At 66.6% G+C, this 17,514-nt stretch carries 15 protein-coding genes and 2 tRNA genes; 7 read left to right on the top strand and 10 right to left on the bottom strand.

The genetic code is table 11. The annotated features are described in order from the left end of the window. Positions 1–14: 14 nt before the first annotated feature. The gene (locus tag FHT98_RS24160; protein ID WP_248309301.1) at positions 15–1,928 is read left to right on the top strand and encodes a peptidylprolyl isomerase; all 1,914 of its coding nucleotides are present in this window, start codon (positions 15–17) and stop codon (positions 1,926–1,928) included. Positions 1,929–1,930: 2 nt separating this feature from the next. Next, the gene (gene trpE / locus FHT98_RS24155) at positions 1,931–3,445 is read left to right on the top strand and encodes an anthranilate synthase component I (RefSeq protein WP_061967917.1); all 1,515 of its coding nucleotides are present in this window, start codon (positions 1,931–1,933) and stop codon (positions 3,443–3,445) included. Positions 3,446–3,520: 75 nt separating this feature from the next. Here the strand turns inward: trpE and FHT98_RS24150 are convergent, their stop codons facing one another. After that, positions 3,521–4,048: a TIGR00645 family protein gene (locus FHT98_RS24150; RefSeq protein WP_244492838.1), complete on the bottom strand. Its 528-nt coding sequence runs from the start codon at positions 4,046–4,048 to the stop codon at positions 3,521–3,523. 288 nt (positions 4,049–4,336) lie between these two features. On the opposite strand from FHT98_RS24150, the gene FHT98_RS24145 reads away from it, so the two are divergent. After that, entirely contained in the window at positions 4,337–4,798 is a 462-nt protein-coding gene (locus FHT98_RS24145; protein WP_061967920.1) for a BA14K family protein, read from the top strand. Positions 4,799–4,934: 136 nt separating this feature from the next. Further along, positions 4,935–5,714, top strand: a complete 780-nt coding sequence (gene xth, locus FHT98_RS24140; protein WP_142115551.1) for an exodeoxyribonuclease III — start codon at positions 4,935–4,937, stop codon at positions 5,712–5,714. Positions 5,715–5,838: 124 nt separating this feature from the next. Here xth and FHT98_RS24135 read toward each other — a convergent pair whose 3' ends face one another. The 5 genes from FHT98_RS24135 to dps form a co-directional block, all read right to left on the bottom strand. Further along, entirely contained in the window at positions 5,839–6,753 is a 915-nt protein-coding gene (locus tag FHT98_RS24135) for a tetratricopeptide repeat protein (RefSeq protein ID WP_061967924.1), read from the bottom strand. A gap of 25 nt (positions 6,754–6,778) precedes the next feature. Then, positions 6,779–8,509 carry a dihydroxy-acid dehydratase gene (gene ilvD, locus FHT98_RS24130; RefSeq protein ID WP_061967925.1) on the bottom strand — a complete coding sequence of 577 codons (1,731 nt, stop codon included), beginning with the start codon at positions 8,507–8,509 and terminating at the stop codon, positions 6,779–6,781. 289 nt (positions 8,510–8,798) lie between these two features. Continuing rightward, positions 8,799–9,380 carry a YqaA family protein gene (locus FHT98_RS24125; RefSeq protein ID WP_061967927.1) on the bottom strand — a complete coding sequence of 194 codons (582 nt, stop codon included), beginning with the start codon at positions 9,378–9,380 and terminating at the stop codon, positions 8,799–8,801. 153 nt (positions 9,381–9,533) lie between these two features. Continuing rightward, positions 9,534–12,353, bottom strand: a complete 2,820-nt coding sequence (locus FHT98_RS24120; protein WP_142115550.1) for a valine--tRNA ligase — start codon at positions 12,351–12,353, stop codon at positions 9,534–9,536. 139 nt (positions 12,354–12,492) lie between these two features. Continuing rightward, positions 12,493–13,032: a DNA starvation/stationary phase protection protein Dps gene (gene dps / locus FHT98_RS24115; RefSeq protein WP_091859340.1), complete on the bottom strand. Its 540-nt coding sequence runs from the start codon at positions 13,030–13,032 to the stop codon at positions 12,493–12,495. Positions 13,033–13,226: 194 nt separating this feature from the next. Here dps and FHT98_RS24110 point away from each other — a divergent pair, with 194 nt between their 5' ends. Both FHT98_RS24110 and FHT98_RS24105 read left to right on the top strand, forming a co-directional pair. Further along, entirely contained in the window at positions 13,227–13,712 is a 486-nt protein-coding gene (locus FHT98_RS24110) for a pyridoxamine 5'-phosphate oxidase family protein (protein ID WP_142115549.1), read from the top strand. 28 nt (positions 13,713–13,740) lie between these two features. Then, on the top strand, positions 13,741–13,968 hold the full coding sequence (locus FHT98_RS24105) for a hypothetical protein (RefSeq protein ID WP_113585417.1): 228 nt from the start codon (positions 13,741–13,743) through the stop codon (positions 13,966–13,968). 45 nt (positions 13,969–14,013) lie between these two features. Here the strand turns inward: FHT98_RS24105 and FHT98_RS26820 are convergent, their stop codons facing one another. The 4 genes from FHT98_RS26820 to FHT98_RS24085 all read right to left on the bottom strand — a co-directional run bounded on the left by FHT98_RS26820 (position 14,014) and on the right by FHT98_RS24085 (position 17,252). Next, positions 14,014–14,571: a PopZ family protein gene (locus tag FHT98_RS26820; RefSeq protein WP_465246940.1), complete on the bottom strand. Its 558-nt coding sequence runs from the start codon at positions 14,569–14,571 to the stop codon at positions 14,014–14,016. Positions 14,572–14,767: 196 nt separating this feature from the next. Continuing rightward, entirely contained in the window at positions 14,768–16,183 is a 1,416-nt protein-coding gene (locus FHT98_RS24095) for a TolC family outer membrane protein (protein ID WP_061967935.1), read from the bottom strand. Between the two features lie 159 nt (positions 16,184–16,342). Then, positions 16,343–16,984 carry a protein-L-isoaspartate O-methyltransferase family protein gene (locus tag FHT98_RS24090; protein ID WP_061967937.1) on the bottom strand — a complete coding sequence of 214 codons (642 nt, stop codon included), beginning with the start codon at positions 16,982–16,984 and terminating at the stop codon, positions 16,343–16,345. A 193-nt stretch (positions 16,985–17,177) separates the two neighbouring features. Then, positions 17,178–17,252, bottom strand: a tRNA-Asn gene (locus tag FHT98_RS24085). 169 nt (positions 17,253–17,421) lie between these two features. Between FHT98_RS24085 and FHT98_RS24080 the strand changes: the two genes are divergently transcribed. Further along, a tRNA-Cys gene (locus FHT98_RS24080) sits at positions 17,422–17,495 on the top strand. The last annotated feature ends 19 nt before the right edge of the window (positions 17,496–17,514 follow it).

Raw genomic sequence — 17,514 nt, 5'->3', positions numbered from 1 at the left:
GAAAGACAGCTTCGATGATGATGCAGGGCATCCGCAAGGCGGGTCAGGGCTTATTTGGGAAGCTCGTCATCGCCATCATGTTCGGCTTCCTCATCATCTCCTTCGCGATCTGGGGCGTGGGCGACATCTTCCGCGGCTATGGCCGCAACGAGGTCGCCAAGGTCGGCAAGACCGAGATCGGCCTCGAGGAGATGCGCACGGCCTATCAGAACGAGATCCAGAACCTGATCCGCCAGCAGCGCCGGCAGATCTCGCCCGAGATGGCGCGTGCGGCCGGCCTCGATCGGCAGGTGCTGTCGCGCCTGCTCACCGAGGCGACGCTCGACCAGACGGCTCGGGGCATGCGGCTGGCGGTGTCCGACGACACCATTCGCAACCTGATCTTCGACGACCAGACCTTCCGCGACGCCGCCGGCCAGTTCTCCGCGGCGCGCTTCAACGAGTTGCTGCGCACGAACGGCTATACCGAGCAGAGCTATGTCGCGCTCCAGCGTTCGACGATCCTGCGCCAGCAGATCTCGGAGATGGTCGTGAGCGGCTTCTCCGCCCCGCTCGCGCTGCAGGAAGTCGGCAATCGCCTGCGCAACGAGAAGCGCGCCATCACCTTCGCCCGCATGCCGGCGAGCGCGGCCGGCGAGATCGCGGCACCGAGCGAGGACCAGCTCAAGAGCTTCTTCAACGATCGCAAGATCGCATTCCGCGCGCCGGAATACCGCACGGCCGCCATTCTCTCGATCACCGCCGAGACGCTGGCCGATCCGTCCAAGGTCACCGACGAGGAGGCCAAGGCCCGCTACGAGGCGACGAAGGCCCAGCGCTTCACCTCGGTCGAGACGCGCACCGTCCAGCAGATCCCGTTCCCGAACATCGAGGAGGCGCAGGCAGCCAAGGCCAAGATCGACGGCGGCGAGACCTTCGACGAGATCGCGACCGAGCGGAACGTCGCCTTCAACGACCTGACGCTGGGCACCTTCACCCGCGAGCAGATGATCGACCCTGCCGTAGGCGAGGCCGCCTTCGCGCTCGATCAAGGCGGCGTGAGCGCTCCGGTCAAGGGCGCTTTCGGTACGGTGCTGCTGCGCGTCACCAAGGTCGATGCTGCGCATGTGCGCCCGTTCGAAGAGGTCGTGGCCGAGGTGAAGCAGGAGCTGGCGACGACCCGCGCCGCTGCCCAAGTGACCGATCTGCATGACAAGATCGAGGACCAGCGCGCCTCCGCCAAGCCGCTTGCCGAGATCGCCACGGAGCTCAATCTCAAGCTGCGCACTGCTGGGCCGATGAATGCCGGCCTCGGCAAGCCCGACGGCTCGCGCGAAGAGGCGCTGCCGGGCGGCGATCCCACGCTGCAGGCGATCTTCCGCTCGGATGTCGGCGTCGACAACGAGGCGATTCGCCTGCCCCGCGACACCGGCTATGTCTGGTTCGACGTCACCAAGATCGATCCGGCGCGTGAGCGCAGCTTCGACGAGGTCAAGGCCGAGGTCGAGACGCAGTGGCGCGCCGACGAGACGGCGACGAAGCTCTCGGCCAAGGCGCGCGAACTCGTCGAGCGCCTCGACAAGGGCGAGAGCTTCGACGCGGTCGCGGCCTCGGCCGGGCTGACCATTGAGACTGCTGCCGATCTCGGCCGGCAGGACCAGCGCCCGGAACTGCCGGGCACGGTCGTTGCCCAGGTCTTCGGCACGACCGCCGGCAAGAGCAACTCCGCCGCCGGCACCGATGGCGGGCGCATCCTGTTCAAGGTCGATTCGGCGACCGTCGCGCCTTACGTCCGCACGACGCAGGAGGCCGGGAATTTCGAGCGGCTGCTGTCGTCCAGCGTCAGCGAGGACATCCTGCTGCAATATGTCGCGAAGCGGCAGGCCGAGCTCGGCGTCAGCATCAATGATGCGGCGTTCCGCAACGCGACAGGTGGGACGCAGAATTGACGATGCAGCCTCTCCAGGAGTTCGAGCGCTTCGCGCAGACCTACGAGACCGGCGCGCCGCAGCTTCTGCGGCAGGTGCTGGTCGGCGATTGCGAGACGCCGGTCGCCGCCTTCCTGAAGCTGCGCCACGCCACGGCGGGCCCGGCCTTCCTGCTCGAATCGGTCGAGGGCGGCGCCGTGCGCGGCCGCTACTCGATGATCGGGCTCGAACCCGACCTGATCTGGCGCTGCCATCACGGGCAGGCCTCGCTCTGCCGCACTGCTCTGGGCGAGACCTTCCTGGACGATCCGCGCCCGGCCTTCGAGAGCCTGCGCGCGCTTCTGGAAGAGAGCGCCATCCCGGAGGCCGAGGGCCTGCCGCCGATGGCGTCGGGCGTGTTCGGCTATCTCGGCTACGACATGGTCCGATTGATGGAACGCCTGCCGGAGCCGAAGGAGACCGGCACCGGCGTGCCCGATGCGATCCTGACGCGGCCGACGCTGATGGTGGTGTTCGATGCGGTGCGCGACGAGATCCATGTCGTGACCCCGGTCCGGCACATGCCGGGGCTCAGTGCCCGCCACGCCTATGAGCGGGCGCAGGAGCGGCTGGAGGCCGTGGTGAAGGCGCTGGAAGGTGCCCTCCCCGCCGAAGCGGAGATCGACATCGCCAACCTGCCGGTCCCGGCGACCACCTCGAACACCAGCGAGGCCGAATATCTGGAGATGGTCGACAAGGCGAAGGAGTACATCCGCGCCGGCGACATCTTCCAGGTCGTGCTGTCGCAGCGCTTCGAGGCGCCTTTCGCCCTGCCGCCCTTCGCGCTCTACCGGGCGCTCCGGCGGGTCAATCCGGCGCCGTTCCTCTGCTATCTCGATTTCTGCGACTTCCAGATCGTCTGCTCGAGCCCGGAGATCCTGGTGCGGCTGCGCGACGACACGGTCACGATCCGGCCGATCGCCGGCACGCGGCGGCGCGGTGCAACTCAGGCCGAAGACGATGCCCTGGCCGAGGAGTTGCTGGCCGACCCCAAGGAGCGCGCCGAGCACCTGATGCTGCTCGATCTCGGACGCAACGATGTCGGCCGCGTCGCGCAGATCGGCACGGTGAAGGTCACCGATTCGTTCTTCATCGAGCGCTACAGCCAGGTCATGCACATCGTCTCGAACGTCGAGGGCAAGATCGACCCGAAGCACGATTCGTTGGGCGCCCTGATCGCCGGCTTCCCGGCCGGTACGGTGTCGGGCGCGCCGAAGGTCCGGGCGATGGAGATCATCGACGAGCTGGAGCGCGACGCGCGCGGCGCCTATGCCGGCTGCATCGGCTATTTCGGCGCCAATGGCGAGATGGATACCTGCATCGTGCTGCGCACGGCGGTGGTCAAGGACGGGCGCATGCATGTCCAGGCCGGCGCCGGCATCGTCTACGATTCGAACCCGGCCTCCGAGCAGGAAGAATGCATCAACAAGGCCAAGGCCCTGTTCCGCGCCGCCGAGGAGGCGATCCGCTTCGCCGCCCGCACCGGGCGCGGCCAGTAAGCTTCGGCGCCATCATCCCAAAAGTAAAACGCCCCGCCGGTCCGGCGGGGCGTTTTACGTTTCAGGGCTGCTCGTTCAGTGACCCTTGCCAGGCGTCGACGTCATCCGGTCGACCCAGGCGATGCCGATGGCCGACAGGATGAAGACGACATGGATCAGCGTCTGCAGCAGGACGCCGGACTCGGTATAGTTCGCGGTCTTGCCGGCGATGCCGATATTGCCGGCCTCGATGAAGGTCCTGAGCAGGTGGATCGACGAGATGCCGATGATCGCCATGGCGAGCTTGATCTTGAGGATGCTCGCATTGACGTGGCTCAGCCATTCCGGCTGGTCGGGATGGCCCTCGAGCCGCAGCCGCGAGACGAAGGTCTCGTAGCCTCCGACGATCACCATGATCAGCAGGTTCGAGATCATCACCACGTCGATCAGCCCGAGCACGACCAGCATGATCTGCTGCTCGCTGAAGTCGAAGGCATGGGTGACGAGATGCCAGAGCTCCTTGAGGAACAGGAAGACGTAGACGCATTGCGCCACGATGAGGCCGATATAGAGCGGCAATTGCAGCCAGCGTGAGCTGAAGATCAGCGCTGGCAGCGGCTTCATGGGGCCAAGCGCGGCAGACTGGGCGGATGGGTCGCGCGGTTGCGCCATTGTGGGTTCCGATCCTTCGGGCAGATGTCCGTGTGCAGTGCAACGCTAGATGGCGAGGAAATTCGGCCCGCGCAAGCAGCCCCGCGTTGCTTTTTGGGGCAAAAACGACGGGATCGGGACGGCCCATTTATGCCCGGATTGACTGCTAGCTTCCCTTGCGGTCACCGGACCGCTACATTCGAATCCAAACGGGGGAACATGCGGAGTTCCGCTCGCCTGGTATCGCAGAGGAGTTTCGTCATGATCAGGACGCTCGCCGTCGCTGCCGCCCTTGCCGGTGGCACCTTACTCGCCCTTCCTGCATCGGCCGCGCCTCTCGCTCCCGCTACGTCCGCCGTCGCCACGGCGCAGGCCGGCAGCGATCTCGTCCAGACCGTGCAATGGCGCCGCTACGGCTACGGCCCGCGCTATTACGGTGGCTATCGCCGCGGCCCGGCCGTGGGCGCCGGTATCGCGGCCGGCATCATCGGGGGCGCGCTCGCTGCCGGTGCGCTGGCAGCCCCGCCCCCGCCGGTCTATTACGAGCCGGAGCCGGTCTATGTCGCGCCGCCGGTGGTCTATGCCCCACCCGTACCGCGCGCCTATGGCTACAGCATCGAGGATACGGACGCGGTCGCCTACTGCTCGCGCCGCTTCAAGAGCTACAACCCGGAGACCGGGACCTATATCGCCGCGCGCGGCGTCGTTCGCGCCTGCCCCTGACAGCAGGCGACAGCGTGATCGCAGACAAGAACTCCCCGCAGCGATGCGGGGAGTTTTTTGTTTGCGGTCGAAACCGGCTTGCCATGACGGCGACCGTGCCGCTTATCCTGCGGCTCGTCTTGAATCGGAGCGTCTCGTGCGGATCGCCACCTGGAACGTCAATTCGGTCAGGCAGCGCCTCGGCCATCTCCTCGACTTCCTGAAGGAGGCTGAGCCCGATGCGCTCTGCCTGCAGGAGATCAAATGCGTGGACGCCGATTTCCCGCGCGCCGAGATCGAGGCCGCCGGCTGGCAAGTCGAGACCCACGGGCAGAAGACCTTCAATGGCGTCGCGATCCTCAGCCGCTCGCGGCTGGAGGATGTCCGGCGCGGCCTGCCGGGCGACGATGGCGACGAGCAGGCGCGCTATCTCGAGGGCGTTCTGCCGCTCGGCGATGGCGTGGTCCGCGTCGCCTCGATCTACCTGCCGAACGGCAACCCGCCCAACACCGAGAAATATCCCTACAAGCTCGGCTGGATGCAGAGGCTGACCGCCCATGCCCGCATGCTGCTGGAGCATGAGGAGCCGCTGGTGCTGGCGGGCGACTACAACGTCATCCCCGAGCCGCGCGACGCCCGCGATCCCGCTGCCTGGGTGAGCGATGCGTTGTTCCTGCCACCGACGCGTGCCGCCTTCCGCGGGCTCATCAATCTCGGTTTGACCGAAGCCCTGCGCAGCACGACCGATGCGCCCGGACTCTATACGTTCTGGGATTACCAGGCCGGCGCCTGGCAGCGGAACAATGGTATCCGCATCGACCATCTGCTGCTCTCAGCCCAGGCGGCGGACAGGCTGTCGGGCGTCAGGATCGCCAAGCATGTCCGGGGCTGGGACAAGCCCTCGGACCATGTCCCGGTGATGATCGAATTGCACTGAGGGCAGCAACCGGACGTCATGCCCGGGCTTGAGTCCTAAGCATCTCAGGACGGAGAGGCGCCTCATCGTGCAAGAGCTTCTCGGGTCTGCGCTTCGCTTCGCCCGAGAATGACAGTATTTCTGCTCAGTTCTGGACGGCGTTGCCGTTGCGCGAATTGACCAGATGCTGGCGCTCGATCAGGGCCAGAGCCGCCGAGCGGTCACTCGCCGAGGCGGCCGCGAAAGCCACGTCGTGCCGCTCGATGATCCAGGCCTCGCGGGTCGGATCGGCGCCCTCGCGGGCCATGGCGAGCCACATCAGCCCGAGAACCGGCTGGCGGGGCACGCCCTCGCCGCCGCGCAGCAGCATTTCGCCGAAGGCGGCACGGGCGGGCGCGTGGCCCTTCTCGGCCGCGAGCTTCATCCAGCGGGCGGCCTGACGACGATCGCGGCTGGCGCCCTGCCCGGTCATGTAGAGGCGGGCGAGATTGTACTGGCCATCCGGGTCGCCGAAATAGGAGGCGGCGTAATGGAACATGTCGAAGGCACGGTCGGGATTGGGCTTCACATAGCTGCCCTTAATGCCGTCCGAGAAGTAATTGCCGAGCGCGACGAAGGCGCTGCCGACGAGCCGGGCGTCGGCCGTACCGGGCATCGCATCGGCATTCTCGTCCGCAATCTTCGAGAAATACTCGAAAGCCTTGAGATCATTGGCCGGGACGCCCTCGCCGCCGGCATACATCCGGCCGAGCTTGTACTGCGCCGTGAGATGGCCCTGCGAGGCCGCGTATTCGAGCGCGCGGACGGCACCGACCTTGTTGCCGGCCGTGGAATCGCGCATCCAGGCCTTGAGTGCGTCGCGTGCGCTGGTGAAGGGCACGAGCGGCAGCGCGGTATGGGCGGTCGGCGTATTGGGGCCGGGAGCGATGGCCGCAGCGTCCGAGCCGCCGGGCACGGAATCGTCAGGCTCCGGCAGCGCCCCGCCCGGAATGGCGCGCGGCGGCAGCGGCTTGGCGCCTGAGAAATCCTGCGCCAGGGCGGCCTGATGGCCACCCAGCAACAGGAACAGGCATGCTATGGTTGAGCTAGATATCCGCATAGCAATGGGTTTCGGCCGCCCCTCCTGGGTGGGTGACGGCGCCGCCTTTGGCGGAGCCGACGGTCTGCGCGTATTTCCACAGCGCGCCGGAATTGTAGTCGGTCTTTCGCGGCGCCCAGCTTTTACGACGCGACTCAAGTTCGGCATCAGAAAGGCGGACTGCGAGCTTTCCTGTGATGGCGTCGAGCTCGATGATGTCGCCGTCGCGGATCAGGCCGATCGGGCCGCCGACAGCGGCTTCAGGCCCGACATGGCCGACGCAGAAGCCGCGTGTGGCGCCGGAGAAGCGGCCATCGGTGATCAGCGCGACCTTGTCGCCCATGCCCTGGCCGTAGAGTGCCGCGGTGGTCGACAGCATCTCGCGCATGCCGGGGCCGCCCTTGGGGCCCTCGTAGCGGATGACGAGGACGTCGCCTTCCTTGTAGGTCCGGTTCCGGACGGCCTCGAAGGCGTCCTCCTCGCGGTCGAAGCAGCGGGCCGGGCCGGTGAAGACGAGCTGATCCTCGGGCATGCCGGCGATCTTCACGATCGCGCCTTCCGGCGCCAGATTGCCCTGCAGGCCGACGACGCCGCCGGTGACCGTGATCGGCTTGTCGGCGCGATAGACCACGTCCTGCTGGTCGTTCCACTTCACCGAGGCCATATTCTCGGCGATGGTGCGGCCGGTGACGGTCATGCAGTCGCCGTGGAGATAGCCGGCATCGAGCAGGCTCTTCATTACCAACGGAATGCCGCCGACCTCGAACATGTCCTTGGCGACGTATTTTCCGCCCGGTTTCAGGTCGGCGATATAGGGCGTCTTCTTGAAGATCTCGGCGACCTCGAACAGGTCGAAATCGATGCCGCATTCATGCGCGATCGCCGGCAGGTGCAGCGCGCCGTTGGTCGAACCGCCGGTCGCGGCGACGACCATCGCGGCGTTCTCCAGCGCCTTGCGGGTGACGATATCGCGCGGGCGGATATTCTTCGCGATCAGCTCCATCACCATCTCGCCGGCGGTGTAGCAGAAGGTGTCGCGGACATCGTAGGGCGCCGGCGCGCCGCAGCTATAGGGCAGCGCAAGGCCGATCGCCTCGGCGACCGTCGCCATGGTGTTGGCGGTGAACTGGGCGCCGCAGGAGCCGGCCGAGGGGCAGGCAGCCTCCTCGAGCTCCTTCAGGTCCTCGTCGGACATCGCGCCGACCGAATGCTTGCCGACCGCCTCGAAGACGTCCTGCACGGTCACGGGGCGGCCCTTGAAGGTGCCGGGCAGGATCGAGCCGCCATAGATGAAGATCGAGGGCACGTTGAGGCGCACCATCGCCATCATCATGCCGGGCAGCGACTTGTCGCAGCCGGCGAGGCCGACGAGCGCATCGTAGCAATGGCCGCGCATGGTCAGTTCGACGGAGTCGGCGATGACCTCGCGCGAGGCCAGCGACGACTTCATGCCCTGGTGGCCCATGGCGATGCCATCGGTGACGGTGATGGTGCAGAATTCACGCGGCGTGCCGCTGGCGGAGGCGACGCCCTTCTTCACGGCCTGGGCCTGGCGCATCAGCGAGATGTTGCAGGGGGCCGCCTCGTTCCAGCAGGAGGCGACGCCGACGAAGGGCTGCGCGATCTGCTTCGCGGTCATGCCCATCGCGTAATAATAGGAGCGGTGCGGGGCCTTGGCCGGGCCGACGCTCACATGGCGGCTCGGCAGCCTCGACTTGTCGTACACACGCCCGTCCATCGCCACTCGCCCTGTCCCCCGATCAGCACGGCGCGAAGATGTGCCACGCCACGCCTACCGGGAGCAATCGCGCCCCCGAAAACCCGAAAACCGTCCGGAACCGTTCAAGGACCGGCGCGTTACTCCCGATTTCGATATATCTCAGGCACTTAACGCAGCGTTTTGCTGGGCTTCGTTTGTGGCGGCTTCGCGGCGATTGTGGAGGTCGCTGGGGTGCCGGGCACCGTTCCCGTCCGGGTGTTGCGCCGATGTCACAAAGTTCAGGGCGGCGGGGTGACGTAACGGCTACTTACAGCACCATCGGCAGCACGAAGAAGCCGCCGACGATGACCACGACAAGGGCCAGCGCCGTCATCGGCAGGTGCTTCTCGATGAAGATGCGGATGTCGTCGCCATAGAAGCGCAAGGCCACCGCGATCATCAGGAAGAAGGTCGCGCGCGAGACGACCATGCCGATGGTGAACTTCCACAGGTCGAAATGCAGGAAGCCGGACATGATCGTGACGATCTTGAACGGGATCGGCGTCAGGCCCTTGGTGACGAGCACCCAGAACCAGTAGTCCTGCGAGGTCGCGATCAGGGTAGCGGCCTTGTCCTGCAGCCCGTAGATGCCGATCAGCCAGGCGCCGACCGACTCGTAAAGCAGCGCCCCGATCGCATAGCCGAGATAGCCGCCGAGCACGGCGCCCAGCGAGCAGATGCCGGCATAAAACCAGGCCCGGTCCGGCCGGGCGATGCACATCGGAATCAGCAGCGGAATCGGCGGCAGCGGGCTGAACGAGCTTTCAATGAAGGTGAGGCCGAAGAGCAGCCAGGGGGCCGCGGGATGAGAGGCGTAGGAAACGCACCAGTCATAGGCTCGCTTGAGCATGGGTTCTGAACAGCCGGTCCTTGTGCCGCCACGCATTCTGCATGACGGGTTTGCGTCGGGCGCATCTAAGCGGGGTCCGCGTGGGAATGCGAGTCCTCTCTTGGATCAGCGTCAATTTGACGACACGGGCGTGACCGGAATGCGATACCCGGGTCACGCCAGCCGCGTCAGCGCCTCCGCGACCTTGAGCTTGCGGGCCTCGGCCGCAGCCTTGCGCTCGCGATTCTCCTCGACGATCTCGTCCGGCGCGCGGGCCATGAAATCGGGGTTTCCGAGCTTCTTCTCGACGACTGCGATGTCCTGGTCGAGCTTGGCGAGTTCCTTGGTCAGGCGCGTACGCTCGGCATCGAGGTCGATCAGCCCGGCCAGCGGCAGCGCCGCGACCTCGCCGCGCACGATGATCTGGGCCGACTGGCCCGGCGCCGTCGCCTCGAAGGCGATGTCGGAGACGCGCGCCAGCCGCTCGATCATCGGCCGCCAGCTTTCGATCGCCCCGCGCGTCGCAGCCGAGGCATTGACGAGAACGAGCGGTGCCTGCGTGCCGGCCGGAACGTTCACTTCCGAACGCACCGAGCGAATGTCCGAGATCAGGTCGACGACGAAACCGATCTCGGCTTCTGCCGCGGCGTCCTTGAGGGCCGAGAGGTCCTGCCAGCGGGTCAGGCAGACCAGCGAGGCGTCGCCCTCCGCAAGCTTGCGCGGCGCGCCGGCCTCGGCCTTCTGCGCCCAGAGCTCCTCGGTGAGGAACGGCATGAACGGATGCAGGAGCTGGCAGATCAGGTCGATGACATAAGCCACCGTCGCCTGCGTCTCGGCCCGGGCGGCGGCATCGACGCCCTCGCCCTGCAGCACGGGCTTGGCAAGCTCAAGATACCAGTCGCAGAACTGGTTCCAGACGAAGCGATAGGCCGCGCCCGCCGCCTCGTTGAACCTGAAGCTCGGGATGCCGGCGGCGATCTCCTCGGCGGCCTGCGCGGCTTCGCTGAGGATCCAGCGGTTGAGCGGCTGCTTGACGGATGCCGGATCGAAGCCTTCGGCTCGCGCGCAGCCGTTCAGCTCGGCGAAGCGCGCGGCGTTCCAGATCTTGGTCGCGAAGTTGCGATAGCCCTCGACGCGCTGCGTGCTGAGCTTGATGTCGCGGCCCTGCGCCGCCATCGCCGCGAAGGTGAAGCGCAGCGCGTCCGCTCCATAGGTGTCGACGAGCGTCAGCGGGTCGATGACGTTGCCCTTCGACTTCGACATCTTCGCGCCCTTCTCGTCGCGAACCATCGCGTGAAGGTAGACGTCGCGGAACGGCACCTCGTCCATGAAGTTGAGGCCCATCATCATCATCCGGGCGACCCAGAAGAAGATGATGTCGAAGCCCGTGACGAGCGTCGCCGTCGGATAGTAGCGCTTCAGCTCGGGGGTCTCTTCCGGCCAGCCCAGGGTCGAAAACGGCCAGAGCGCCGAAGAGAACCAGGTGTCGAGCACGTCCTCGTCACGCTTCAGCGCGACGGTGTCGCCGTAATGCGCCATCGCCAGCGTCTGTGCTTCTGCTTCCGACTCGGCGACGAAGACCTCGCCGTCCGGCCCGAACCAGGCCGGAATCTGGTGGCCCCACCAGAGCTGGCGCGAGACGCACCAGGGCTCGATATTCTCCAGCCAGTCGTAATAGATCTTCGTCCAGTTCTCCGGCGTGATCTTGGTGCGGCCGTCACGGACCGCCTTGATCGAACGCTCGGCCAGCGGTTTGACGTCGACATACCACTGGTCGGTCAGCCAGGGCTCGATGACGACGTCGGAACGGTCGCCATGCGGCACGGTGTGGGCGTGCGGCTCGACCTTCGCGAGCAGGCCGCGGGCAGCCATCATCTCGACGACGCGGCGGCGCGCGGCGAAGCGATCGGCACCGTCGAGGGCCATCGTCTCGGCCTCGGGCGTCGCGCCGGCCAGGAACTCCTCGTTCCCGGCGAGGAGGACACGCGCCTCGCCATCGAGGATGTTGACGACGTCGAGCTGGTGGCGCTTGCCGACCTCGAAATCGTTGAAATCATGCGCCGGCGTGATCTTGACCGCGCCGGTGCCCTTCTCGGGATCGGCATAGTCGTCGCCGAAGATCGGGATGACGCGGCCGACCAGCGGCAGCACGGCGTTGCGGCCGATCAGGTGACCGATCGTCTCGTTCTCGGGATGAACCGCGACGCCGGTATCGCCCAGCATCGTCTCGGGGCGCGTCGTCGCGACCGTGATGAAGGTCGAAGCGTCGTCCGCATCGTAGGCCACGCCTTCGAGCGGGTAGTTGAAATAATAGAGATGGCCGTTCGGGTCGCGGCTGAGCACCTTGTCGAGCTTGGCCGCGTCGAAAGCCTCCTCGCCGCCGCGCTGCCATTTGAACGAGCCGTTCTTCTCGAGCTGCAGCACCTCGATGTCGGAGATCGCCGTCTGGAATTTCGGATCCCAGTTCACCAGCCGCTTGGCGCGGTAAACCAGCCCCTGCTTGTGCAGGCCGACGAAGACCTTGAGGACGGCGGCCGAGAGCCCCTCGTCCATGGTGAAGCGCTCGCGCGACCAGTCGCAGGAAGCGCCGAGCCGGCGGAGCTGATTGAAGATCGTGCCGCCCGACTCCGCCTTCCATTTCCAGACCTCGGCGAGGAAGGCCTCGCGGCCCATGCTGCGCCGGTCGGTACGGTTCTCGGCAGCGAGCTTGCGCTCGACCACCATCTGCGTCGCGATGCCGGCATGGTCGGTGCCGGGCTGCCAGAGCACGTCCTTGCCGCGCATGCGCTCGAAGCGGCAGAGCACGTCCTGCAGCGTGTTGTTGAGCGCGTGGCCCATATGAAGCGAACCGGTGACGTTCGGCGGCGGGATCACGATGCAATAGGGCTCGGCACCGGGTGCCGCCCCCCTGCCCGCCTTGAAGGCCTGCGCCTCGTCCCAGGCCTTGCTGATCCGGGCCTCGACGGCGGCCGGTTCGAAAGTCTTGTCCATCATCGCATCGCTCGAACGCAGAAAGGCCGGGGAACCTGCCCCGGCCGGAAAATCATGGGCCAAAAAGGTCTCGCGCCTTAAGAACCCATGCACGGGCCGCGCGTCAACGTTTTCGATGATACGCGGCCATTCTGCTCGGACCTCAGGCGAGGTTCGACTGCAGGAACCAGAGCGACTTGTCGAGCATGCGGGAATAGGCGGTCAGGATATCGGCGGTATCGGCATCGCCGGCCTCGTCGCAGGCGTCGATCGCCTCGCGGACCTTGTTGGCGGTAGCGGCATAGCGCTCGATCAGCGCCGCGAGATGGTCCGGAACGGCGACGATCTCGGTCGGATAGGGCTTGAGCGAGGTCGACTGGGCCGTGGTCTGCGTCGTGCCGAAAGCGATGCCGCCAAGCTGGGCGATGCGTTCGGCGACCGTGTCGACATGGGTGTCGAGCTCGGCGCGGAAACCATCGAGCATCAGGTGGATGCCGATGAAGCCCGGGCCCTTCAGGTTCCAGTGTGCCTGCTTCGTCAGCAGCGAGAGGTCGATGCCGTCAGCGAGGCGCTCGTTGAGCAGGCCGATGACCTTGGTCTTGGTGTTCGAGGCCAGGTCGATCCGGCTGGATTTGACCACCCTTCCCGTCGTCGCGCTCTTCGGTGCGCTACGTGGCGCGGCTTTGGCTGCGGTCTTGGCCATGGCAAACCCCATATCGAGAAGGACTATCGGAGCGACGTCGTGACGTCGGCGCGGGGCCGATGCCGGCACGCCTTTCCTCATACGCGCGAAACGCCGAGTGGTTCCGCTTCGCTCGAGGCCTTTGCGACGGAACCAGCCGCGCCGCGCCCCGTTGGACCAAGCAGCAGCCAACGACAGCCAGCAGGGAGAGCGACATGCCTCACCACAGCGACCAGATGCGGGTCTGGGACTTGATCGATTCGATCAAGTTCGCGATGCTCGTGACCCATGACGGTCAGGGCGATGAATTGCGTGCCAGGCCGATGCACGCCCATGGCGAACGCGCGGATGATGCGATCTATTTCCTGACCGACCGCCGCCACCACAAGGACGACGAGATCCAGATCAACGACAATGTCTGCGTCGCCTTCGCCGATACCGATAGCCAGCGCTATCTCTCGGTGACGGGAACCGCGACCGTGCTCGACGACCGCCAGCGCGTGCATGACCTCTGGGATGCGAGCAACCGGGCGTTCTGGGACGACGAGAACGACCCGAACATCCGGGTGCTGCGCGTCCGGCCGAGCATGGCGGAATTCTGGGACAGCCCCGGCAAGATCGTCACCAGCGTCAAGATGGCTGCGGCCGCCCTGACCGGCGCCAAGCCTGACCTCGGCGAAAACCGCAAGGTTCCCCTTTGACCCCCGCAACGACGAGCAGGATGCGATGATGAAACTCTTGGTCCATGCCCTCGGGGCCTGGTTTGCCGTCGAGGCGGCCTCCGGCCGCTACCCACGTCCGGTCGCCGTCGGCCTGACCATGCTGGTCTCGCGGCTGGGCGCGCCGGCGACAGCCTTCGCCATGCTCGGCTACGGATTGCTGCGGCTGCAGGAGGCTGGCGCTTTCGAGCGGAGACGCGCGCCGACACGGCGTCGACGGGCGGCCAGCGGGAACTGAGCAGGTTCGACCGAAGCGCGGCTCCCGCGTTTCGGTTCGGCTGGCTTAACTTCGGCCGCCGCGCGCGACGCGCTCGATCTCGGCGCGCACCAGTCGCTCGACCATGGTCGGCAGGTTGTCGTCGAGCCAGGTCTTCAGCATCGGCTTCAGCATGTCCTTGACCAGATCCTCCAACGTCCGCGCATTGTTGCTGAGCACGGTGTTGGCGAGCTGGCCGAAGGCATTGGTCACGACGAAGCTGGCCTGATCCGACAGCAGGCTCGCCATGTCGGGGACTGGCGTGGGAGCGGGCTCTGGCCGTGCTTCGGGCTGGACTAGAGCCGGCGGCGGCTCGACGGCAGGGGCCGGCGGTTCCGGAGGCAGGGCCGCGGCGGGCTGCTCCTCGATGAAGGCGATATCGGCATCGTCGGGGAGTGCGGCCGGCGCGGGCTCCGGTGCTGCGACCAGGGCTGCCTCGGCTCCGAGATCAAGAACATCGTCGTCGATCGCCGCAACCGGCTCGGGCTCCGGCGCCACGTCTACCTGCGGCGCTGCAGCCTCATCGGCCGGCTTCGCCTCGTCGTCCGAAATGATCCGGCGGATGGAGGCAAGGATCTCCTCCATCGACGGTTCGCTGGGCTTGGCTTGCGCGCTCATGAGTCTAACCGTTGGACACCGGGCGCGCCGACAGAATCAACGCTGCTCCACGAGCGCAGTATTCCACGGCGTCGCTGTCAGACAAGGCGCCAACCGGCTCCCCCACAGGAGAAATCCGCCGTGTTGCCCGAATACGCCGTGGTGTGAGGCTGCCGGCCGGGGCTCAGCGGCCGTCGGGCGTCTGCGTGCCCCAGAGCTTGCCCTGGACCTGCTCGTAATGCTGGCGGGCGTCGTAGACCTCGGCCTTGAGCTTGAGGGACTGGGCGGAGAGCTTACCGACGGCAGACAGCACCGCATAGGACGCAACGACGCGGTCGCGCTGCGCGACGACGAGGCTCGAACGCGCGCTCACCAGCTCCTGCTGGGCGTTGAGGACGTCGAGCGTGGTGCGCTGCCCGACCTTCGCCTCCTCGCGGACACCGGACAAGGCGGTGGAGGCCGCCTCGACCTGCGCCTGGGCGGCGACGATCTGGGCCTTGGCTGCTTCATGCCCGCCCCAGGCGGAAACGACGGCGGCGCGCACGGTGTCGCGCTGGGTATCGACCTCGATCCGGCGCTGACCGGCCGTTTCCTTGGCCTGGCGCGTCCGGGCATAGACCTGGCCACCCTCGTAGATCGGGATCGTCAGCGTGCCGACGATGCTGGCCGAGAAGCGGTTGTCGCCGGAGAACTGGGTATCGTAGCGCTGCTGGACCACGCCGCGCACGCCGACCACCGGATAGAGATCCGCCTCGGTGACCTTGACCTGGAGCTCGGCGGCATCGACGCCGTGAAGCGAGGCGATGATGGCCGGATGGTTCGACAGGGCCTGATTCAGCGCAGCCGGCAAGGATTTCGGCAAGAGCCTTTCGACCGGGCGCCCCGGAGCGAGCGAGCGCGGCTCGGTGCCGACATTCTGCCGAAAGCGGGCCACCGAGGTCTTCAGGTTCGATTCGGCGAGAATCGCCTGGGACCGCGCTGAGGACAGGCGGGCTTCCGCCTGCGCCACGTCGGTGCGCGTCACTTCGCCGACCTGAAAGCGGTCGCGCGTCTGGCGCAGCTGCTCTTCGAGAACCTCGACGTTGTTGCGGTTGAGATTCAGGATCGCCGTGTCGCGCAGCACGTTCATATAGGACGTCGCCGCATCGAGCAGCACGTTCTGCTCAGTGTTGCGCAGCGTGGCGCGAGCGCCGAGAACCTGCGATTCGGACTGGCCGACGGCGCTGCGGGTCCTGCCGGAATCGAAGATGTTCTGGTCGATCTGCACGCCGGCGCCGCGCGGCCCGAGGCGGGATACGTTGTTGGTATGGACCGGCGAGGTGCTGGCGAAGGCCGGAATCCCCGATTCCGTGATGCTGGCACCGATATCGGCCGAGGCCGTGATTCGCGGGCGATAGCCCGCCTTCGCCTGCGGCACGTTCTCGTCGGTCGCGCGGACCGAGGCGCGCTGCGCATTGAGCGTGGGATTGGCGGAATAGGCCCGCGCGAGCGCGGCTTCCATCGTCTGAGCCGAAACCGGCCCCACCCAGCCGCCCGCCAACGCCAAGGCGAAGACGGCGGAGAGTCCGAACCGGGAAGTCTTTTCGTCGCTTTTATACACGTGGACGCCTCATGTGCGCACTGAAAGTCGCGCCCAGGCATCGCCCCAGCCTCGGCAGAGTTGCAATTCATAACCGTTTCGGCGCCTTCCGCCAACGGATTGGGCGGCTCCGGAATGGTTTCGTTCGTGCAGTGCCGCAAAAATGCGACACCAATCGCTTCAGAAAACGAAGGCCGCCGGACGACGGAACTCCGACAGGACCGGCGCCGCCGCGTCAAAAACCGGCCTGCCGGAGACGGCGTCGCTGGACTTCAGATAGAGCATGACCCGCGCGGCGCGGCCCAGGCCCTCGACCACGATGAGCCGGCCTTCCGGCCGCAGCAGCGGGAAAAGCGCCTCGGGCACGATTTCGCAGGCCCCGCTGACGAGGATGGTATCGAAGCTGGCATCGCCGGGCTGCGTGGCTGTGACCGTCACGCCGGCGGCGCCCGCGCGAACAAGCGCCGCTTCCGCCAAGGCGCGTGCCGGCGCGTCGGGCTCCCAGAGCGTGGCCCTGGCGCCCATATGGGCCATCAATGCCGCCCCGTAGCCGGAACCGCCGGCGTATTCGAGCGCGTCTTCGCCCGGCTGCGGATCGAGCAGCTGGATCATCCGCACGGCGACCATCGGGGTCATCAGCGCCCGGCCGGTGCCCGGCAGCGGAATCGCCTGATCGAGATAGGCGAGATGGGCGAGGTTCTCGGGAGCGAACGCTTCGCGCGGCACCGAATCCGCAGCCGCCAGCGCGGCCCGGTCGGTGATGTCATAGGTGCGCAGCTGGCAATCGACCATATTGCGGCGCAGCGAGGTAAAATCGTCCATGCCCGAACTCTCCGTCCACGACGCCGGTGCTGCAAGGGGCGGCCGCTGCTGTGAAGCCGCATCGAACCGGTGCAGCGATCGCGCCGTTCTTCGGCAGCTTTCTGTTCGAGGCTCGCGCAAAAGGCAAGCGCCGGCTGACCGCAGGCTGCTTCTGCCGTTCAGCAAGGACGAACCGTCGATGTCAGGAGGAGGCTGGCTCCCGGAGCAGGATTCGAACCTGCGACCAATCGATTAACAGTCGATTGCTCTACCGCTGAGCTATCCGGGAACAACGTGGCGGCGTCTTAGCGGCGCGATCCGGATAGTGCAACCCCCTTGCGAGCCGACCCGGCAGATTTGTCGCCGCTGCTGTGGAAGTTGCGATGCCGGGTTGCGGCGGCGCACGGCTTGTGGTTAGTGCGCTCTCGCTGAAGCGGCCGTGGCCGTTTTGGCCGGAAGGCCTCGTGGCGGAGTGGTTACGCAGAGGACTGCAAATCCTTGCACCCCGGTTCGATTCCGGGCGAGGCCTCCAAAGATCTCAAGCGCTGATA

This window comes from Allobosea sp. AK1 (genome assembly GCF_006714945.1).
GTDB classification, from domain to species: domain Bacteria; phylum Pseudomonadota; class Alphaproteobacteria; order Rhizobiales; family Beijerinckiaceae; genus Allobosea; species Allobosea robiniae.
Note: the sequence above shows the minus strand (reverse complement) of the source record. Positions and strands in the feature narration are given on the sequence as shown.